This is a genomic window from Pseudomonas sp. S1(2024) (genome assembly GCF_046557535.1).
This window is the reverse complement of sequence record NZ_JBKGFP010000085.1, coordinates 1-19,374: the sequence shown is the minus strand read 5'-3', so window position 1 is coordinate 19,374 and position 19,374 is coordinate 1. Positions and strand designations below refer to the sequence as shown.

The 19,374-nt window shown below is 61.6% G+C and carries 17 protein-coding genes; 3 read left to right on the top strand and 14 right to left on the bottom strand.

Annotated elements, in window-relative coordinates:
* Window positions 1–92: 92 nt before the first annotated feature.
* The 4 genes from ACLCGK_RS23490 to ACLCGK_RS23475 form a co-directional block, all read right to left on the bottom strand.
* Entirely contained in the window at window positions 93–1,499 is a 1,407-nt protein-coding gene (locus ACLCGK_RS23490; RefSeq protein ID WP_410953076.1) for a M16 family metallopeptidase, read from the bottom strand.
* Window positions 1,500–1,529: 30 nt separating this feature from the next.
* A complete protein-coding gene (locus ACLCGK_RS23485) occupies window positions 1,530–3,188 on the bottom strand; it encodes a Na/Pi cotransporter family protein (RefSeq protein WP_410953075.1) in 1,659 nt (552 codons plus the stop codon).
* Window positions 3,189–3,451: 263 nt separating this feature from the next.
* Window positions 3,452–4,222 (bottom strand): TerC family protein, encoded by a 771-nt coding sequence (locus ACLCGK_RS23480; RefSeq protein WP_410953074.1) that lies wholly within the window; start codon window positions 4,220–4,222, stop codon window positions 3,452–3,454.
* Window positions 4,223–4,293: 71 nt separating this feature from the next.
* Window positions 4,294–5,601, bottom strand: coding sequence for a CitMHS family transporter (locus tag ACLCGK_RS23475; protein ID WP_015268498.1), 1,308 nt, complete (start codon window positions 5,599–5,601; stop codon window positions 4,294–4,296).
* A 267-nt stretch (window positions 5,602–5,868) separates the two neighbouring features.
* Here ACLCGK_RS23475 and ACLCGK_RS23470 point away from each other — a divergent pair, with 267 nt between their 5' ends.
* Window positions 5,869–6,270, top strand: coding sequence for a GFA family protein (locus tag ACLCGK_RS23470; protein WP_410953073.1), 402 nt, complete (start codon window positions 5,869–5,871; stop codon window positions 6,268–6,270).
* A 126-nt stretch (window positions 6,271–6,396) separates the two neighbouring features.
* On the opposite strand, the gene ACLCGK_RS23465 is transcribed toward ACLCGK_RS23470, so the two are convergent.
* The 10 genes from ACLCGK_RS23465 to ACLCGK_RS23420 form a co-directional block, all read right to left on the bottom strand.
* Window positions 6,397–8,352, bottom strand: coding sequence for a DUF4105 domain-containing protein (locus ACLCGK_RS23465; protein WP_410953072.1), 1,956 nt, complete (start codon window positions 8,350–8,352; stop codon window positions 6,397–6,399).
* Window positions 8,349–8,669, bottom strand: coding sequence for a DUF2388 domain-containing protein (locus tag ACLCGK_RS23460; protein ID WP_003256970.1), 321 nt, complete (start codon window positions 8,667–8,669; stop codon window positions 8,349–8,351). Before ACLCGK_RS23460 ends, ACLCGK_RS23465 begins: the two co-directional genes overlap by 4 nt.
* A gap of 36 nt (window positions 8,670–8,705) precedes the next feature.
* Complete coding sequence (locus ACLCGK_RS23455) at window positions 8,706–8,999, bottom strand: DUF2388 domain-containing protein (RefSeq protein ID WP_015268502.1); 294 nt, start codon at window positions 8,997–8,999, stop codon at window positions 8,706–8,708.
* 88 nt (window positions 9,000–9,087) lie between these two features.
* Complete coding sequence (locus ACLCGK_RS23450; protein WP_015268503.1) at window positions 9,088–9,405, bottom strand: DUF2388 domain-containing protein; 318 nt, start codon at window positions 9,403–9,405, stop codon at window positions 9,088–9,090.
* A 307-nt stretch (window positions 9,406–9,712) separates the two neighbouring features.
* Window positions 9,713–9,928 carry a DUF1127 domain-containing protein gene (locus tag ACLCGK_RS23445; protein ID WP_003256968.1) on the bottom strand — a complete coding sequence of 72 codons (216 nt, stop codon included), beginning with the start codon at window positions 9,926–9,928 and terminating at the stop codon, window positions 9,713–9,715.
* Between the two features lie 437 nt (window positions 9,929–10,365).
* Window positions 10,366–11,859: an acetyl-CoA hydrolase/transferase family protein gene (locus ACLCGK_RS23440; RefSeq protein ID WP_015268504.1), complete on the bottom strand. Its 1,494-nt coding sequence runs from the start codon at window positions 11,857–11,859 to the stop codon at window positions 10,366–10,368.
* Between the two features lie 186 nt (window positions 11,860–12,045).
* Window positions 12,046–13,482, bottom strand: a complete 1,437-nt coding sequence (locus tag ACLCGK_RS23435; RefSeq protein ID WP_015268505.1) for an NAD(P)(+) transhydrogenase (Re/Si-specific) subunit beta — start codon at window positions 13,480–13,482, stop codon at window positions 12,046–12,048.
* A gap of 2 nt (window positions 13,483–13,484) precedes the next feature.
* Window positions 13,485–13,799 (bottom strand): NAD(P) transhydrogenase subunit alpha, encoded by a 315-nt coding sequence (locus ACLCGK_RS23430; protein WP_003256966.1) that lies wholly within the window; start codon window positions 13,797–13,799, stop codon window positions 13,485–13,487.
* Between the two features lie 11 nt (window positions 13,800–13,810).
* The gene (locus ACLCGK_RS23425; RefSeq protein WP_015268506.1) at window positions 13,811–14,932 is read right to left on the bottom strand and encodes a Re/Si-specific NAD(P)(+) transhydrogenase subunit alpha; all 1,122 of its coding nucleotides are present in this window, start codon (window positions 14,930–14,932) and stop codon (window positions 13,811–13,813) included.
* Window positions 14,933–15,368: 436 nt separating this feature from the next.
* A complete protein-coding gene (locus ACLCGK_RS23420; protein ID WP_410953071.1) occupies window positions 15,369–16,268 on the bottom strand; it encodes a LysR family transcriptional regulator in 900 nt (299 codons plus the stop codon).
* Window positions 16,269–16,429: 161 nt separating this feature from the next.
* Here ACLCGK_RS23420 and ACLCGK_RS23415 point away from each other — a divergent pair, with 161 nt between their 5' ends.
* Both ACLCGK_RS23415 and ACLCGK_RS23410 read left to right on the top strand, forming a co-directional pair.
* The gene (locus tag ACLCGK_RS23415) at window positions 16,430–17,611 is read left to right on the top strand and encodes an acyl-CoA dehydrogenase (protein WP_003252907.1); all 1,182 of its coding nucleotides are present in this window, start codon (window positions 16,430–16,432) and stop codon (window positions 17,609–17,611) included.
* A gap of 14 nt (window positions 17,612–17,625) precedes the next feature.
* The gene (locus ACLCGK_RS23410) at window positions 17,626–18,846 is read left to right on the top strand and encodes a CaiB/BaiF CoA transferase family protein (RefSeq protein ID WP_410953070.1); all 1,221 of its coding nucleotides are present in this window, start codon (window positions 17,626–17,628) and stop codon (window positions 18,844–18,846) included.
* Window positions 18,847–19,374: the final 528 nt, after the last annotated feature.

Below are 19,374 nucleotides of genomic sequence, written 5' to 3'. Positions count from 1 at the left end.
CGCCCGCTCCCACAGGGTCCGGGTTGTCACTGACCTTGTGGGAGCGGGCGTGCCCGCGAAGAGGCCGGTACTGGCAAAAGGATACCGTCGTTTCACTGCTCGCGTGTAGCACCGCTCGGTTTTTCCGGACCGTGCCGACGCCAGCGCAACAGCCCCGCTGCCAGGATCAGCCCCGATAGCAAGGCAACCAGCCCATAGAGTTCATCATAGCCAAGCAACGGCTTTTCGATACGCACATAGCCATCTTCCTTGAGCAGTTCCTTCAGCGCCTCGTTGGCCTGCGCCAGGCTGACCTGCCGCAGCTTGCGCACCGGGTTGGCGAAGCGTCCGTCGCTATAGTCGTTCAGCGCGCCCCAATAGTAGTCGGCCAAGGCACTGTTGCCCTGGGTGCTCCAGCTTTCCTTGGCGACGCTGGCGTACTTGATGCGCTCGAAGGTCTCCGGGTCGAGGCCTTCCTTGCGCAGGTGATCGAACAATTTCTGCATCACCTCGACCGCCTGGTCGATGTCCTCGCGCTCCAGGTCGGCATTGAGGCTTAGCAGGCCGGTGTCGCCGAAGCTCTCGCGTTGTGCCGAAGGGCCGTAGGACAACCCGTTGCGCAAGCGCAGTTGGTCATACAGCGCCCAATCCAGGTAGTGCGACAGCAGGTCGAGGGTGGCCTGATGGTCGTTGTCCAGCACCGGCTCGACGAACAGCCAGTGCAGCTTGACGCTGTCGCCCAGCCAGCCGCGGGTCAGGTCGCGGCGCTGTTCAGCTTGCTGGCCGATGCTTTCCAGGGTGCGGCGCTCCTCCGGCTCGGTGGCGGGCAATTCGCCAAAGGTGCGCTCCAGGTAGGCCGGCAGCAGGCGGTCGAGGCCGCCGACCACGATCAGGGTCATGTTGTTGGCCGCGTACCAGCGGTCACGCAAGGTGTTCACCTGCTCCAGGGTCATGTCGTCGAGGTTGGAGCGCTCCGGGCATTTCAGGCCCAGCTCGGTGGCCAGCTGGTCACTGGCGGGGTGGCCGATGTCCTGGCGGTCGAGCCAGCGCTGCAGGTGGCCATAGTGGCCGCCATCCTCGCGCTCGATGATGCGCTTGGCGGTGGCCAGGGCCTTGGCATCGATGCGGGTGTCGTGGATCACCGCCAGCAGCAGGTCGAGGATTTTGCGCTGGTTGCGCGCCGGGGCTTCGATGACGAAGGTGGTGTCGGCGCTGCTGGTGTAGGCGTTCCACTCGCCGCCCAGCGATTGCAGGCGCTCTTCCAGGCCGCCCTCGCCAGTTTCGTCGATGCCACTGAACAGCAGGTGCTCGAGCAGGTGCGGCAGCTCTTTCTGCTCGCAATTGAAGTCATCCAGGCCGACGCCGACCACCAGGCGAATCGCCACATGGTCACGTTCATAACCGTTTTTCAGGATGACCTGCAGGCCGTTGGGCAACAGGTAACCTTCAACCCGCGAGCGGTCGAGGGCGAATGAGGGCAGGCTGCAGATCAGCAGGCAAACGAACATCAGGCAACGCATGGGCGAGCTTGGGTCCTCAGGTAGGCGAAATCACGGCAGACGGGCTTCGTCCGGCACGCTGTCGAGCATCAGCCCGCCCGTGTCCGAGCCGCCCAGTACCACATAGGCACTGCTACAGAACAAAGAGTTCAACCGTTTCATGTCGGCGATCAGCTCCAAGTGTAGCGAACTGGTCTCGATACTTTGCACTACCTTGCGCTGCAAGCGGCTGACATGGGCGTGGGCAAGGCGCCGTTCCTGGGCGCGAAAACGGCGTTTTTCCCGCAGCAGCAAGCGGGCGCTTTCCGGGTCGGCACTGAGGAACACCGACAAGCCCAGGCGCAGGTTGGCCAGCAGCTGTTCCTGCAAGCCGGTGAGTTCTTCAAGGCCCACCTGGGAGAACTCCCGGCGCTGGCTGGTTTTCTGCTGTTGGACCTTGCGCAGCATGCGCTCGATCAGGTCGCAGGCCAGCTTGAGGTTGATCGCCAGTTCGATGATTTCCGCCCAGCGGCGGTTGTCCTGTTCGCTGAGGTCTTCACGCGACATCTGCGCCAGGTACAGCTTGATCGCGCTGTACAAGGCTTCGGCGTCCTCGCCGAGGGCGCGGACCTGCTGCGGCAAGGCGGCCTGGGTACCGCGCAGGGCACCGAGCATGGCTTCGAGCAGGCTGTCGACGATATCGCCCAGGCGCAGGGTTTCGCGGGAGGCGTTGGCCAGGGCCAGGCTGGGTGTTTCCAGCGCCGAGGTGTCGAGATGGCGCGGGCGAATCTGGCCGTTGCCGTTTTCCCGTTCGGGGAGCAGGGTGTTGCACAGCCGGCCCATGGGTTTGACCGTGGGCAGCATGATCAGGCAACGCAGCGTGTTGTAGAGCAGGTGGAAGCCGATGACCAGCTCCTGTGGGCTGAAGCTCAGTGAGTCCATCCAACCCACCAGCGGGTGCAGCACTGGGATGATCAGCAGCAAGCCGATCAGCTTGTACAGCAGGCTGCCCAGGGCCACACGGCGTCCAGCGGCGTTCTGCATGCTGGTGCTGATGAAGGCCAGCAATCCGCTGCCGATGTTGGCGCCCACCACCAGGCCGATGGCCACTGGCAGGCTGATCACTTCGGCGCCGGCCAGTGTCGCGGTGAGCAGCACGGCGGCCAGGCTGGAATAGGAAATCATGGCGAACAGTGCGCCGACCAGGGCGTCGAGCATGATGTCGCCGGTGAGCGAAGCGAACAGCACCTTCACGCCCTGGGCGTGGGTAATCGGTGTAGCTGCCTGCACGATCAGCTCCAGTGCCAGGATGATCAGGCCAAGCCCGATGCCTACCCTGCCCAGCTGGCCCGCCCGCGTCTGCTTGCGCGAGAGGAAGAAGATCACACCCAGGAAGATCAGCAGCGGCGACAGCCAGGACAGGTCCAGGGTCAGCACCCGGGCCATCAGCGCGGTACCCACGTCGGCGCCGAGCATGATTGCCAAGGCCGGGGTCATGGCCATCAGACCTTGGCCGACGAACGAGGTGACCAACATGGCTGTGGCGTTGCTGCTTTGCACCAGGGCTGTGACCAGAATGCCTGCGACGAACGCGAGCGGGCGTTTGCTCATGTTCTGGCTGATGATGCGCCGCAGGCTCGAGCCGAATACCCGGAGTATGCCGGTACGCACGATGTGGGTGCCCCAGACCAGAAGCGTAACGGCCGAGAGCAGGTTGAGCAGGGTCAGCATGGCGACGGCCCCCTGTTGCATCGGCCCAGAGGGCCAAGAGACGAAGCGTGAGCGTTTGAAGAATTTTCAGTGCTCACTCAAAGCTTTAGTTGTTTTGCGGCACGCCCGCTCCCACAGATACCACACCACCCTCAGGGCCTGTGATATCCCTGTGGGAGCGGGCGTGCCCGCGAAGAGGCCAGTACAGCAAATGGCAGAATTCAGTAATCCGGGCATGAAAAAGGGCCCAGCGAAGGGCCCTTTGTGTCCTGCACTTCCTGATCTTATTGACCCGGAATGTCCTTGCGCAGTTTCACCGGCTCATGCTCTTTGCCGTTCTTGCGGGCCAAGGCAGTGCGCATGCGGATGTTGATGGCTTCCACCGCCAGCGAGAACGCCATGGCGAAGTAGACGTAGCCCTTTGGTACATGCACGTCGAAAGCTTCGGCGATCAGCACGGTACCGACCACGATCAGGAACGATAGTGCGAGCATCTTCAGCGACGGGTGCTTGTCGATGAAGTCGCTGATGGTGCCGGCGCACAGCATCATCACCAGCACGGCGACGATGATCGCGGCGATCATCACCGGTACGTGGGACACCATGCCCACCGCAGTGATCACCGAGTCCAGCGAGAACACGATGTCGATGATGGCGATCTGGATGATGGTGTAGAAGAACTTGCCACCCGCGCCTTTCGGTTCTTCCGGGTTTTCGTCCTCGCCTTCCAGGCCGTGATAGATCTCTTGCGAGCTTTTCCACAGCAGGAACAGGCCACCAAAGAACAGGATCAGGTCCCGCCCGGAGATGCCCTGGCCCATGACCACGAACAGGTCGGCGGTAAGGCGCATGACCCAGGTGATCGACAGCAGCAGCATGATACGAGTGACCATGGCCAGGGCCAGCCCGAAGATCCGGGTGCGCGGCTGCATGTGCTTGGGCATGCGGCTGACCAGAATCGAGATCATGATGATGTTATCGATACCGAGGACGATCTCAAGCGCGGTAAGGGTAAAAAAGGCAACCCAGATTTCCGGGCTGGTCAGCCATTCCATGTGTCTTCCTTCGAACGGTAAAGGCGACGCGCCCGGATCCGGGCGCGTCGCGTTAGGGAAATACGTGTTTATTAAAGACTACTGAACAGCGGGAAAATCCCCATCAGCAGCGCGGCGAGCATTATGCACAGGCACACCAGCACTGCCCACTTCAAGGTGAAGCGCTGATGATCGCCGAACTCGATCCCGGCCAGGGCCACCAGCAGGTAGGTGGAGGGTACCAGGGGGCTTAGCAGGTGTACCGGCTGCCCGACGATCGACGCACGGGCCATTTCCACCGGGCTGATGCCATAGTGGCTGGCAGCTTCGGCCAGCACCGGCAGCACGCCATAGTAGAACGCGTCGTTAGACATGAAGAAGGTGAACGGCATGCTCACGATCGCGGTTATCACCGCGAGGTATGGGCCCAACGCCTCGGGGATGACCGACAGCAGGCTCTTGGACATGGCGTCGACCATGCCGGTGCCCGACAGGATGCCGGTGAAGATGCCGGCGGCAAAGATCAGCCCGGTGACCGCCAGCACGCTGCCGGCGTGGGCGGCGATGCGGTCTTTCTGCTGCTGCAGGCACGGGTAGTTGACGATCATGGCGATGCTGAAGGCGATCATGAACAGCACGGGCAGCGGTAACACGCCGGCAATCAGCGCGACCATCAGGGCAGCGGTCAGGGCACCGTTGAAGTACAGCAATTTTGGCCGGCGCGCGTCCGGGTACTGCGAAACGGTAATTTCGCTGTGGTCGATGTCGTCGGTGGGCAGGTGCAACTCGCCCAGGCGGGCACGTTCGCGCTTGCCGTACATGTAGGCGATGGCCAGGATCGCCAGCACACCGAACAGCATGGCGGGGATCATCGGCACGAAGATGTCCGACGGGTCCACGTGCAGGGCGCTGGCGGCGCGGGCGGTCGGGCCACCCCAGGGGGTCATGTTCATTACCCCGCCGGCGAGAATGATCAGGCCGGCCATGATCCGCGGGCTCATGCCCAGGCGGCTGTACATTGGCAGCATGGCGGCGCAGCAGATCATGTAGGTGGTGGCGCCGTCACCGTCGAGCGAGACCACCAGGGCCAGTACCGCGGTGCCGACGGACACTTTCAGCGGATCGCCCTTGACCAGCTTGAGGATCTTGCGCACGGCCGGGTCGAACAGGCCGGAATCGATCATCAGGGCGAAATAGAGGATGGCGAACATCAGCATCACGCCGGTAGGTGCGAGCTTGCTGATGCCCTCGAGCATCATCGGGCCGATCTTGGCGGAAAAACCGCCGAACAGGGCGAACAGGATCGGTACCAGAATCAACGCGATCAAGGCCGAAAGGCGCTTGGTCATGATCAGGTACATGAAGGTGATGACCATGGCAAAGCCGAGGAAGGTCAGCATGGCAGTACTCCAGGCGTGGCGCGGCGAAAGGAACGTCGATTCGGGCGGATCAGCGCGTTTGGCGCTGTGCAGGGAGCATGCGGAGGGGGGCTACGGAAAGTCGGGCACAGGAATACATCAGAATCACCATTGTTGTTGTTGATTGGGCCGGGCACGGTAGTTACCGGGTGCCCTGGCTGACCGGTCTGGTGCCGGTAGTGGGGGCTATCCTATGAGGGCAAGCTTTCAGCCAGCTTTCGCCGAAGCAAAGGCGACGAGAGGTAGGTGATGCAGGATGTGACCGAGGGTGGCTGCCACTGTGGCGCCTTGCGTTATCGGTTGGAGGGCGACCTGACGGACATTGCCCATTGCCATTGTTCGATCTGCCGGCGGGTCAGCGGTGGACTGGTGGTAACCTGGCTCACCCTGCCCTGTTTGGGGTTTCGGTGGCTGGCTGGTGAGCCGAACTGTTATGTGGCACCGGCCAGCTGCAGCCGTTACTTCTGTGGACATTGCGGGGCGCATGTAGCATTGATGACCACGCACAGCCCGGAAACGGTGGATGTGACGGTGGCAACGCTGGACCACCCGGAACGGGCCAGGGCGAACCGGCATATCTGGGTGGGTAGCCGGTTGCCTTGGTTGCATCTGGATGAGGATTTGCCTTCTGAGGCCGAGGAGAACCTGTAAGAGATTGTGTTGGTGCTGATGGCCCTATCGCCGGCAAGCCAGCTCCCACAGGTGTCCCACCACCTTCAGACCTATGGTGATCTTGTGGGAGCTGGCTTGCCGGCGATAGGGCCAGTACAGCCATATTTACAACTGCAGGCCTCCTGCAGCCTTGTGCAATGCCCGCAGATGTTCGCCCACTTGCTTCACATTGGCTTCCACCGCCGCAATTTCCTTGGCCCGCGACGGCTCCAGCAGCGCCCTCACCTCTTTGTCCAGGCTCGTGCTCAAGCGCAGCAACTGCGCTTGCCGCTCGCTGCTGACCTGCTCCAGATGCTTGCGCTCCTGCGGCTGCGGCAGCCCGTAGCCCTTGCTGTCGAGCAACTCTGCCGGGCGGCTGAGGAAGCCAGTGTTGGCAAGCATCTGCCTGAGGGTCGCATCGGCCTTGCTGACGCTGCCATCCTTCAGCGCGGCGGCGTTCAGGTAACGCTGCTTGACCTCGTCCTGGGCCAGCAGCAGTTGCCGGCGCAAGCTGGCCTGTTCAAGCAGCAGCAAGGCGGCGCTGGTACGCAGGTCGGCCTGGGCGAACCAGGCCCGCCGTTGCTCGGCGTCCAGGGCCAGCCAGTCCTCGACCTTGTCCTGCTTTATTGGCAACTGCTTCTTCAACACCTCGAACATGGCCTGGTAACGGTCACGGTAGGAGTCGAAGCGATAACCCAGGCGCAACGCTTCGCGGGGGTCGTCGAGCACGCTGGTGTCGGCAAGTCCCCTGCCCTTGAGCACAGCCAGCAAGCCATTGGGCATGATGCTGTCGAGGTCGTTCAGGCGCGGGTTGGCGGTGCCGCTGCGCAGCAGCTTCAACGACTCTACTGCGCAATTGTTGGACAGGAACCAGTAGTTACCATCGTAGCTCCAGTGCATTTCGGCGGCCTGACGCACCAGGTTCTCGATCTCGTCGCGGTCGAGCCGCAAGGGCACCGAGGCCAGGCTGCGCAGTTCGGTCTTGGTGTACTCGTCGATCACCTGGCCCAGCGGCAGCACGAACAGGCGCGAGGGGTAGGCGCCGACCAGGCCGTCCCAGCTGGAAAGTTGCACATCGTTGACGAAGGCACGGTACGACAGCACCAGGCTCTGGTCGAGGTCCAGGCGGCAGTCCGGCCCGCGTGGGCGGCCCGGTTTGCAGATCACCAGGCGCAGCATGCTGTGGCCCCAGCGGCTGACCAGGTTCTGGTTGGCTTCGGCCAGCAGGTAGTCCACCTCATAGACCCGCTCGGGGTCGATTTCGCCCAGCGGTTGGCGGGCGAAGTCGCTGCCGGCATTGATGAATGGCAGGCCCTTGGCGCAGCTGTCCTGCTGCGGTGCCCAGCCGAAGTGTTCGCGCAGGTACTGGTTCAGCGCCGGACGGCGGCAGCCGTAGCTCGGGTCGAGTAGGAAGTACTCCATGTTGACCGCGATGTACTCCTTGGGGCTGCTCAGTTCATAGCTGTCGGGGCTGCGCACGAACTGGCCGTTGTGCTGCTCGCGCTCGCCGCGTCGGCCCACGTACTGCTGCCAGCCGGCCAGGTCGAGCAGGCGCGGGTCGTCGCTGAGGGTGAAGCGGCGCTCGGCCTGGCCACGGCATGCTTCGGGCAAGCCGACCTTGCCCAACGTCCCTTGCTGGCGCTTGCAACGGGCGATCAGCGCGTTCTCGGCGCTGGGCCACAGCCGGGCGCGGTCGTAGATATGGGTGAGTTCGTGCAGCACGGTGGCCAGCAGTTCTTCTCGCACCGTGCCATGCGGGCGGTTGGTGCGTTCGGTGGCCGCACTGCCATCGGTGAGGCTGGGCAGCAGGCGGCGATTTAGTTCGAGGGTAGAGACCAGCGATGCCTGGCCATAGGCGTCGGCAGGCATGTTGTCGCTCCAGCTGACACGCACGCGGCGGTTCAGCTGTTGCTTGAAGCTGGGGGGCAGCTTGCCCATGGCTTCGTCGAGCAGAGCCTGAGTGGCCAGGGCCTGCTGTGAGTCAAGGCCGGACGCCTGCAGCTCGAGCTGCAGGTCGGCCAGGGCGGGCGTGCCGAGCAGCGTCAGGGCGCAGCCGAGCAGCCAGGCGCGCACGCGGTTCACAGCGCGAGGATGGCTTCAGCCAGTACCTGGTCGCTGGCGTCACGCGCTTGCGGCACGCGCTCGCGCAGGGTGTTGAAGGCGGCCTCGAGCTGGGCGCCGCGGATGTCACCGTTGCTGGCGACAAAGCTGGCGGCGTCGTCATGGGCTTCGCGCACCACTTTGGAATCGCGGATCGAGGTGGTGGTGTCAGAGGTGAAATCGATCGAACGGCCAAAGGCCCGCACGATGATATTGCTGGTGGCCACCAGGGTCTGTGCCTGGGCCAGGTCGGCCAGCAGCAGCATGCCGAGGGTAGCGGCAATCAGCGGTTTACGCATGGAGCATCTCCGAAAAATACAGGGAGTCAGATTTAATTATTGGACGAGAATTGCTTGCGCCAGTTCCAGATCGCCGACGGTATGCCGTGCGCAATTGTGGCGTAATGATTCCAGTGCTGCCTCCAGCCGTGCACCGCGGATCTGGCCGTCGCTGGCGACGAAGGCAGCGGCATCGTCCTGGGCCTGGCGGACCAGTTTGCGGTCGAACGGTGCGCTGGTGACCTGGCTGGTGACATAGCCGGTGATGACCAGGCTCTGCGTAGTGGTATCCATGGCATGGGCGCTGGCCATGCCAATAACGGAGAACAGCAACGGCAACAGATAACGCATGGGCTCTACAACAGCTGGAAACGTGGGCGGCAATGGTGAGTACGGCTGTGCTGGTGGTGACCAGCACAGCTGAACGGCTCAGGCGGGGTCAGAGCGCCAGAATGGCCTGGGCCAGTTGCGCGTCGCTGGCTTGCAGGGTTGGCATCTGCGAGCGGATGTGCAGGAAAGCGCTTTCCAGCTTGGCACCGCGGATGTCGCCCTGGCTGCCAACGAAGCTGGCGGCGTCGTCACGGGCGGCCTGGACGATCTTGTCGTCACGGAACGAGGAGGAAATATCGGAAGTGGCATCGGTGGACGCGGCCACTGCGCCAACGACGGCGTCGGTGGTGACAACGAAACTGGTGGCGTTTGCGGTGCCGGCCAGGCTCAGCATCAGGGCGGCGCCAATCAGGTATTTACGGGACATGATCGTGGACTCCTGGACTAGGGTCGGGTGGTTCTGCTTTATCGGACGCTCGCACAGCTCGTCGCGGTACTTTTTCAACAGTGCGTTCTACCAGACTGTCACGCCAAGCGTATCACGCGCCGGTGTTTCTGGATGTTAATGAACAGCGCACCAATAAACTGTTATGGTTTGTTTTAGGATTTTCCAAACTGTACATGTTCGTCTGCAAAAGGCTCTGGCATGCCGCCTGCAAACAAAAAACCCGTCGCAGTCACCTGCAACGGGTTTCGGGAATTCGCGGTGCCGGCCGAAGCCGGCAAGCCAAAGCTTAGCGCCAGAAAGGCTTGCTCAGCTCTTCGTAACGCTGCGACTCGCTGATACCGGCGTCGGCCAGCAGGCGGGCGTCCAGGCGAGCCAGTTGACGGCGGCTTGCCATGCGGCGCTGCCACAGCAGCAAGGTGGACAGAGCGCGCAGCGGCAGCGAAGCGTTGGATTGTTGGGCGTTGCTTTCAAAAACCAGACCGGAACTGAGGGTACGTTCCATGATGTTTCATCCTTCCGCTTATGGCGGGATTAGGTAGTGATTTAACTGATGCCAATGATCCTCCTCTGTCGTCCATAACAGTAGATACAGTTCGGTTGAAAGACGATGGTCCAGTTAACTGTGTAACCCTACTGTTGCACTCGAAACTGGCGTAACTGTACTGGTGCGCACTTATTTGGTGCGCTTTGATTTGATGAAGAGGATTTCTCAGCCGGGAAGGCGCAAAAACACCAGTACAGTAGTACAGATTCTGTTGCAGATTGCGGCGGGAGTGTATCGATGAAAGGGTTTGACTGTTATGGCCCCTTCGCGGGCTTGCCCGCTCCTACAAGGTAAAGTGCTGCCCTTGAGGGTTGCACATGACCTGTGGGAGCGGGCAAGCCCGCGAAGAGGCCGGAACAGCGGAAGCAGGGCCGCCGTTCCGTACCACATCTGTATCAGCTAGCCAGCATGCGCCCGGTTTCTTCCAGGTTCTCGTGCCAGCTCAGGGCTTCACGCAGGATGTGCGGGGTATGGCCGCCACGCTGGCAGGCGCGATCGAAGTAGTCGCTCAGTGCTGCGCGGTAGTCCGGGTGCACACAGTTGTCGATGATCGCCCGGGCGCGCTCGCGTGGCGCCAGGCCGCGCAGGTCGGCCAAGCCTTGCTCGGTGACCAGGATGTCCACATCGTGCTCGGTATGGTCGACATGGCTGACCATCGGCACCACGCTGGAAATCGCCCCACCCTTGGCAATCGACTTGGTGACGAACACGGCCAGATGGGCGTTACGGGCGAAGTCACCCGAGCCGCCGATGCCGTTCATCATCTTGGTACCGCACACGTGTGTGGAATTGACGTTGCCGTAGATATCGAACTCAAGCGCGGTGTTGATACCGATGATGCCCAGGCGACGGACCACCTCCGGGTGGTTGGAGATTTCTTGCGGGCGCAGTACCAGCTTGTCCTTGTAACGCTCCAGGTTGCCGAACACGTCGGCGTTGCGGCGGGTCGACAAGGTGATCGAGCTGCCCGAGGCGAAGCTCAGCTTGCCGGCGTCGATCAGGTCGAAGGTGGAGTCCTGCAGTACTTCGGAGTACATGGTCAGGTCTTCGAACGGCGACTCGATCAGGCCGCACATCACTGCGTTGGCGATGCTGCCGATACCGGCCTGCAGCGGGCCAAGCTTGTTGGTCATGCGGCCAGCTTCGACTTCTTTCTTGAGGAAGTTGATCAGGTGGTCGGCGATGCCCTGGGTTTCGTCATCCGGCGGCAATACGGTGGACGGCGAGTCCGGCTGGTCGCTGATGACGATGCCGACGATTTTGGCCGGGTCGATCGGGATGGCGGTGCTGCCGATACGGTCGTCGACCTTGACCAGCGGGATTGGCGTGCGGGTCGGGCGGTAGGTCGGGATATAGATGTCGTGCAGGCCTTCGAGGTTGGTGTTGTGCGAGAGGTTGATCTCGACAATCACCTGCTTGGCGAAGATCGCGAAGCTGGCCGAGTTGCCCACCGAGGTGGTTGGCACGATATGGCCTTGCTCGGTGATGGCCACGGCTTCGATGACCGCGATGTCCGGCAGCTTCAGCTGCTGGTTGCGCAGCTGCTCGACGGTTTCCGACAGGTGCTGGTCGATGAACATCACCTGGCCGTCGTTGATGGCCTTGCGCAGGGTGCTGTCGACCTGGAACGGCATGCGGCGAGCCAGCACGCCGGCCTCGGTCAGTTGCTTGTCTAGGTCGTTGCCCAGGCTGGCGCCGGTCATCAGGCTGATTTTCAGTGGCGACTGCTTGGCACGTTCGGCCAGTGCATGTGGTACGGCCTTGGCTTCGCCGGCGCGGGTGAAACCGCTCATGCCGACGGTCATGCCGTCCTCGATCAGACCAGCGGCATCAGCCGCACTCATTACCTTGCTGTGCAGGGAGGACAAGCGGATACGATCACGGTACATGGATTGTTATCTCGGGCTACTGAAACTACTGCAGCGCAGTCTAGAGACTTCGCCCCTTGCCGTCCCACGACCATGGTCGTATGAGAAGCATTGGAATAGAGCCGTTGATCCGGATCAATAAAAGAAAAGCCCCGGCAGATTCTGACCGGGGCTTCCTTTATATCAGCTGGTTTGCAGCTGCCATTGTCACTCCACGGCCTTGACCATGTCTTCGATGACCTTCTTGGCGTCGCCGAACACCATCATGGTCTTGTCGAGATAGAACAGTTCGTTGTCCAGGCCTGCATAGCCGCTGGCCATGGAGCGCTTGTTGACGATGATGGTCTTGGCTTTGAACGCTTCGAGGATCGGCATGCCGGCGATCGGCGACTTGGGGTCGTTCTTCGCCGCAGGGTTGACTACGTCGTTGGCGCCCAGCACCAGCACCACATCGGCCTGGCCGAACTCGGCGTTGATGTCTTCCATCTCGAACACTTGGTCGTACGGCACTTCGGCCTCCGCCAGCAGCACGTTCATGTGCCCGGGCATACGGCCGGCCACCGGGTGAATCGCGTACTTCACGGTCACACCGTTGTGGCTCAGCTTCTCGGTCAGTTCCTTGAGCGCGTGCTGGGCGCGAGCCACCGCCAGGCCGTAGCCAGGGACGATGATCACGCTGTCGGCGTTGCTGAGCAGGAAGGTAGCATCGTCGGCAGAGCCGGACTTCACCGGGCGCTGCTCTTTGGAGCCTTGCGCCGCGCCGGCATCGGTATCACCACCGAAGCCACCGAGGATGACGTTGAAGAACGAACGGTTCATCGCCTTGCACATGATGTACGAGAGGATGGCACCGGACGAGCCGACCAGGGACCCTGCAATGATCAGCATCGAGTTGTTCAGCGAGAAGCCGATACCGGCCGCTGCCCAGCCCGAATAGCTGTTGAGCATCGACACCACCACCGGCATGTCGGCGCCCCCGATCGGAATAATGATCAGCACGCCCATGATGAAGGCCAAGACCAGCATCAGGGTGAAGGCACTGTAGTGGCCAGTGAAGGTGAACAGCAGGCCCAGGGCAATGGTGGTCAGGCCGAGGATCAGGTTCAGCTTGTGCTGGCCGGCGAACTGTACCGGTGCGCCCTGGAACAGGCGGAACTTGTACTTGCCCGACAGCTTGCCGAAGGCGATCACCGAGCCGGAGAAGGTAATGGCACCGATGGCTGCGCCGAGGAACAGCTCCAGGCGGTTGCCGGTGGGGATCGGGTCGCTCATGGCGGCAACGATGCCCATCGATTGCGGTTCCAGTACCGCGGCGATGGCGATGAACACCGCTGCCAGGCCGATCATGCTGTGCATGAAGGCGACCAGTTCCGGCATTTTGGTCATCTCGACGCGCTTGGCCATGATCGAACCGGCGGTGCCGCCGACCAGCAAGCCAACGAGGACGTAGCCGATGCCGGCGGTGGCAAGCTCGGCCCCGAGCTTATAAATGAGGCCGACCGTAGTGACGATGGCGATACCCATGCCGATCATGCCGAACAGGTTGCCGCGGCGCGAGGTGGTCGGGTGCGACAGGCCCTTGAGCGCCTGGATGAAGCACACCGAGGCGACGAGGTAGAGGAGCGTTACCAGATTCATGCTCATGCTTACTTCTGCGCCTCGTTCTTGGTTTTCTTCTTGAACATCTCAAGCATGCGACGGGTGACCAGGAAGCCACCGAACACGTTGACTGCGGCCAGGGCCACTGCCAGGGTGCCCATCAGCTTGCCGGCCGGGGTCACCGTCAAGGCGGCGGCCAGCATGGCGCCGACGATGACGATCGCGGAGATGGCGTTGGTCACGGCCATCAGCGGCGTGTGCAGCGCCGGGGTGACGTTCCACACCACGTGGTAGCCCACATAGATGGCCAGCACGAAGATGATCAGGTTGTAGATGCCATGGGAAATCAGCATGTCTTCCATTGTCGTGCTCCTTAGCCGTTCTTGCGGACGACCTGACCATCACGGCACATCAGGCAGGCCGCGACGATGTCGTCTTCGAGGTTGATGACCAGCGCGCCGTCCTTGTCGAACAGCAGCTTCATGAAGTCCAGCAGGTTGCGTGCATACAGTGCCGAGGCATCGGCGCCCACCTGGGCCGGCAGGTTGGTCGGGCCGACGATGATCACGCCGTTCTCCTGTACCACCTGGTCGGCGACGGTCAGTGGGCAGTTGCCGCCTTGGGCTGCTGCTAGGTCGATGACCACCGAGCCGGGCTTCATCTGCGCGACGGTTTCGGCGCTGAGCAGGGTCGGCGCCTTGCGCCCCGGGATAAGCGCAGTGGTAATGACGATATCCGCCTGCTTGGCGCGCTCGTGCACGGCCTGGGCCTGGCGTTGCATCCAGCTGGCCGGCATAGGCCGGGCGTAACCGCCGACACCTTCGGCGCACTCGCGCTCTTCATCGGTTTCGTAGGGTACGTCGATGAACTTGGCGCCCAGCGACTCGATCTGCTCCTTCACGGCCGGGCGTACGTCGGATGCCTCGATCACCGCGCCCAGGCGCTTGGCCGTGGCAATGGCCTGCAGGCCGGCAACGCCCGCGCCCAGGATCAGCACGCGCGCGGCCTTGACGGTACCGGCGGCGGTCATGAGCATGGGCATGAAGCGTGGGTAGTGATGGGCAGCCAGCAACACCGCCTTGTAACCGGCGATGTTGGCCTGCGACGACAGCACGTCCAGGCTCTGCGCCCGCGAGGTGCGCGGCGCGGCTTCCAGGGCGAACGCGGTAATGCCGCGCTCGGCCATCTTGCCGATCAGCTCGCTGTTGAAGGGGTTGAGCATGCCCACCAGGAGGCTGCCACTGTTGATCAGGGCAAGTTCCTGGTCGTTGGGGGCGACCACTTTGAGCACCAATTGGGCGCCGTAGGCATCGGCTGCACTCCCCAGGGAAGCACCCACGGCCTCATAGGCACTGTCCGGAATGCTGGCATTGAGCCCTGCCCCCCGTTGGACGGTGACCTGATGGCCCTGGCCAATCAGTTTCTTGATGGTTTCCGGGGTCGCAGCGACCCTTGTCTCACCGGTCTGCGTCTCGAGAGGAACACCAATGTGCACGACTATTTCTCCTGCGGTGACCTTTTGTCTTTTTAAAAGCCAGCGCACTTCGGATGGTGCGCTGGGGCGGCTGTGGAGCGCCGACCCGCCGAATCCCGGGCGGGCGAAGCATTTTGCAGACGAAGCCAGAGGCCTTCAACCGGTTCTGGAGCGAAACGAAGTCAAAACTACAAGTCACCCTGTGACCGTATGTCGCAACGGTCTGGCTGCAGCCTGTCAAACATAGGCTATTGGCAGATTAGGAGAAAAAAACAAAAAATTTGCGGTTGATTCGCTTACGGCTTGGTGAATGTCGCAAAATAACCCGCGAAGCCGCGCCGTAAGCAGGGTTAAAGCGGATTTTTGCTCCTGCATAACAGTTTATGTATATGCGACAAATACATATATCTGTAGGTGTTAAAAATAATTGACTACGGAGTCAATTTATCGTGCCTGCTCACGTCTTGGCCGTGTACGCCTGGGCCTGGCTTACCAGCCAGTCACGGAAGGCGCGCAGCGAAGCCGACTCCACTTTGCGCTCCGGAATCATCAGATAGTAGGCCTTGTCACTACTCAGGGCATGCCTGTTAGCGACCACCAACCTACCCTCCTCCAGCTCGCGCTGGATCAGGAACGGTGGAATCAGGGCGATGCCCATCTCATGCATGGCCGCCTGAGCGAGCATCGAGAATAGTTCATAGCGCGGGCCTGTCATGTCGCGTTCCACATTCATGCCGACGCTGCCGAACCATTGCCGCCAGGCATAGGGGCGCGTGCTCTGCTGCAGCAGTGGCAGTCGGGCAATACGCTGAGCGTCGAGTGTGCCCTGCCCGCCCAGCAGCGCCGGGCTGCACACCGGTACCGGGTTTTCCCCCATCAGCCGGTGCGACTGGGTGCCGGACCAGTCGGCATCGCCGAAGTAGATAGCGGCATCGAAGGTGGTGTCGGCAAACAGGAAAGGCCGGGTGCGGTTGGTGAGGTTTACCGTGACCTCCGGGTGGCGCTGCTGGAAGTCCTTTAGCCGTGGTAGCAGCCATTGGGTACCGAAGGTGGGCACGACGGCCAGCTCGATCACGTTGGCGCCCTGCTGGCGCATGACTGATAAGGTGTCGCGCTCTACCGCGTCCAGTTGGGCGGCCACTTGGCGGCTATAGGAAAGGCCTGCTTCGGTCAGCTTCACGCCGCGGCGCGAGCGGCGGAACAGTTCCACATTGAGGAAGGCTTCCAGGCCGCCTATCTGCCGACAGACGGCGCCCTGGGTCAGTGCAAGTTCCTGGGCGGCCTTGGTAAAGCTCTCGTTGCGGGCCGCCGCCTCGAAGCAAACCAGGGCGGCGGTACTGGGGATCTTGCGGCGCATGTACGTCAACCTCACTCGTAAGGCTGTCAATATGGCGTTTTGCCGATTTACGAAGTGACAAATTATCACTAATTGGTGCGCAATCCTCGTTTGTCCCGGCGGCCGATCAGGCCTAGGCTCAAAGGCACAAGAAACTGCCCCCTATTTCGAGGATTTCGCTCATGGCCGGTAAAGCAAGCTTCAACTGGATCGACCCGCTGCTGCTCGATCAGCAGCTCACTGAAGAAGAGCGCATGGTGCGTGACAGCGCTTATCAGTTCGCCCAGGACAAGCTGGCCCCGCGTGTGCTCGAGGCCTTCCGTCATGAACAGACCGACCCGGCGATCTTCCGTGAAATGGGTGAGGTCGGGTTGCTGGGCGCCACGATTCCCGAGCAGTACGGTGGCAGTGGCCTGAACTACGTGTGCTATGGCCTGATTGCTCGCGAGGTAGAACGCATCGACTCGGGTTATCGCTCGATGATGAGCGTGCAGTCGTCGCTGGTGATGGTGCCAATCAACGAGTTCGGTACCGAGGCACAAAAGCAGAAGTACCTACCCAAGCTGGCCAGCGGCGAGTGGATCGGTTGCTTCGGCCTGACCGAGCCCAACCACGGCTCCGACCCGGGTTCGATGATCACTCGTGCCCGGAAGGTCGACGGCGGCTACCGCCTGACTGGCAGCAAGATGTGGATCACCAACAGCCCGATCGCCGATGTATTCGTGGTCTGGGCCAAGGACGATGCGGGTGATATCCGCGGCTTTGTTCTGGAAAAGGGTTGGCAAGGTCTCAGCGCGCCGGCGATTCACGGCAAGGTCGGCCTGCGCGCCTCCATCACTGGCGAAATCGTCATGGATAACGTATTCGTGCCGGAGGAAAACATCTTCCCGGATGTACGCGGCCTCAAAGGCCCGTTCACCTGCCTGAACTCCGCCCGCTATGGCATCTCGTGGGGTGCGCTGGGCGCTGCGGAAGCCTGTTGGCACACCGCGCGTCAGTACACCCTGGACCGTCAGCAATTCGGTCGCCCGTTGGCTGCCAACCAGTTGATCCAGAAGAAGCTGGCCGACATGCAGACCGAAATCACCTTGGCACTGCAGGGCTGCCTGCGTCTGGGGCGGATGAAGGACGAAGGCACGGCTGCAGTGGAGATCACGTCGATCATGAAGCGTAACTCCTGCGGCAAGGCGCTGGATATTGCCCGCATGGCGCGTGACATGCTGGGTGGCAATGGCATTTCCGATGAGTTCGGCGTGGCTCGTCACCTGGTCAACCTGGAGGTGGTCAACACCTATGAAGGTACTCACGATGTGCATGCACTGATCCTGGGGCGTGCGCAGACCGGCATCCAGGCCTTCTATTGATAAGGAGCCAGCCCATGGGCGCGCTATCACATCTGCGGGTGCTGGACCTTTCTCGCGTGTTGGCCGGCCCATGGTCTGGCCAGATTCTCGCTGACCTTGGTGCCGATGTGATCAAAGTCGAGCGCCCTGGCAGTGGTGACGATACCCGCTCATGGGGGCCGCCCTTCCTCAAGGATGCCGAGGGTGAGAACACCAGTGAGGCGGCCTATTACCTGTCGGCCAACCGCAACAAGCGCTCGGTTACCATCGACTTCACGCAGGCCGAGGGGCAGCGCCTGGTGCGTGAGTTGGCGGCGAAGTCCGATATCGTCATCGAGAACTTCAAGGTTGGTGGGTTGGCTGCCTACGGTCTGGACTACCAGGGCCTGAAGGCGATCAACCCGCGGCTTATCTATTGTTCCATCACCGGGTTCGGGCAGACCGGGCCTTATGCAAGGCGCGCGGGTTATGACTTCATGATCCAGGGGTTGGGCGGGCTGATGAGCCTGACCGGCCGCCCGGAAGGTGAGGAAGGTGCGGGGCCGGTCAAGGTAGGGGTGGCGCTGACCGACATCCTTACCGGGTTGTATTCCACGGTGGCGATCCTCGCTGCCCTCGCCCATCGCGAGCAGACCGGGGTGGGCCAGCATGTCGACATGGCGTTGCTCGATGTGCAGGTGGCCTGCCTGGCGAACCAGGCGATGAACTACCTGACCACGGGCAACCCGCCTCGTCGCCTGGGTAATGCGCACCCCAATATCGTGCCTTATCAGGATTTTCCGACGGCGGATGGCGACTTCATCCTTACCGTGGGCAACGATAGCCAGTTCCGCAAGTTCGCCGAGGTGGCCGGGCAGCCGCAGTGGGCTGACGACCCGCGTTTCGTTACCAACAAGCTGCGGGTTGCCAACCGGGCCGAGCTGATTCCTCTGATTCGCCAGGCCACGGTGTTCAAGACCACAGCGGAGTGGGTGAGCCAGCTGGAGGCTGCAGGGGTGCCGTGCGGGCCTATCAATGACCTGGCGCAGATGTTCCAGGACCCGCAGGTGCTGGCGCGCGGATTGGCGGTAAGCATTCCGCATCCGTTGGCGGGGAGTGTGCCGCAGGTGGCGAGCCCGATACGGTTGTCAGAGACGCCGGTTGAGTACCGTCGCGCGCCGCCGCTGCTGGGTGAGCATACTGAGGTAGTGCTGGAGGAGGTATTAGGGTTGGGCGCGGGTGAGGTCAAGCGGCTGCGCGCTGCCGGCGTGCTTTAAGGGTGTCTGGGTTTGGTGAAAAGCGGGGAGGCCGTCAGGCCTCCCCGCTTTGCTCTTCGGCGATATCAAGGTTTCTTGAAATTAAGGGTTGACGCGGTTCTGAATCCCCTTATAATGCGCCCCACTTCTGACGTAGTCGATGTGCGAAACTTCTTGTAAATCAATAAGTTAAGTGTCTCAGGTGGTATCAGGAGTGCTTCGGTCGAATGATCGGCAGCGGTTGAGATGATGGTTGACAGCGCTTCTAAACGCTGTATGATTCGCCTCCCGCTACGAGAGATCGCAGCGAGTCAAGTGTTTGAAGCTAAACGAGTTTCTCGCAAAAAACTTCAAAATAAACGCTTGACAGCAAATGAGGAAAGCGTAGAATGCGCGCCTCGGTTGAGATAAAACGCTCTTAACCAAACGCTCTTTAACAAATCGAATCAAGCAATTCGTGTGGGTGCTTGTGAGTACGGACTGATAGTCACAAAGATTATCAGCATCACAAGTGGCCATGCGAGAAATCACATAGTCATTTGAGATTGC

Coding starts and splice junctions, on each gene's coding strand:
- ACLCGK_RS23440 (WP_015268504.1), bottom strand. CDS start 11,859: ATGTACCGTGATCGTATCCGCTTGTCCTCCCTGCACAGCAAGGTAATG.
- ACLCGK_RS23470 (WP_410953073.1), top strand. CDS start 5,869: ATGCAGGATGTGACCGAGGGTGGCTGCCACTGTGGCGCCTTGCGTTAT.
- ACLCGK_RS23455 (WP_015268502.1), bottom strand. CDS start 8,999: ATGCGTTATCTGTTGCCGTTGCTGTTCTCCGTTATTGGCATGGCCAGC.
- ACLCGK_RS23485 (WP_410953075.1), bottom strand. CDS start 3,188: ATGCTGACCCTGCTCAACCTGCTCTCGGCCGTTACGCTTCTGGTCTGG.
- ACLCGK_RS23415 (WP_003252907.1), top strand. CDS start 16,430: ATGGCCGGTAAAGCAAGCTTCAACTGGATCGACCCGCTGCTGCTCGAT.
- ACLCGK_RS23450 (WP_015268503.1), bottom strand. CDS start 9,405: ATGTCCCGTAAATACCTGATTGGCGCCGCCCTGATGCTGAGCCTGGCC.
- ACLCGK_RS23475 (WP_015268498.1), bottom strand. CDS start 5,601: ATGCTGACCTTCCTCGGCTTTGCCATGGTCATCACCTTCATGTACCTG.
- ACLCGK_RS23435 (WP_015268505.1), bottom strand. CDS start 13,482: ATGAGCATGAATCTGGTAACGCTCCTCTACCTCGTCGCCTCGGTGTGC.
- ACLCGK_RS23410 (WP_410953070.1), top strand. CDS start 17,626: ATGGGCGCGCTATCACATCTGCGGGTGCTGGACCTTTCTCGCGTGTTG.
- ACLCGK_RS23460 (WP_003256970.1), bottom strand. CDS start 8,669: ATGCGTAAACCGCTGATTGCCGCTACCCTCGGCATGCTGCTGCTGGCC.
- ACLCGK_RS23430 (WP_003256966.1), bottom strand. CDS start 13,799: ATGGAAGACATGCTGATTTCCCATGGCATCTACAACCTGATCATCTTC.
- ACLCGK_RS23445 (WP_003256968.1), bottom strand. CDS start 9,928: ATGGAACGTACCCTCAGTTCCGGTCTGGTTTTTGAAAGCAACGCCCAA.
- ACLCGK_RS23420 (WP_410953071.1), bottom strand. CDS start 16,268: ATGCGCCGCAAGATCCCCAGTACCGCCGCCCTGGTTTGCTTCGAGGCG.
- ACLCGK_RS23490 (WP_410953076.1), bottom strand. CDS start 1,499: ATGCGTTGCCTGATGTTCGTTTGCCTGCTGATCTGCAGCCTGCCCTCA.
- ACLCGK_RS23480 (WP_410953074.1), bottom strand. CDS start 4,222: ATGGAATGGCTGACCAGCCCGGAAATCTGGGTTGCCTTTTTTACCCTT.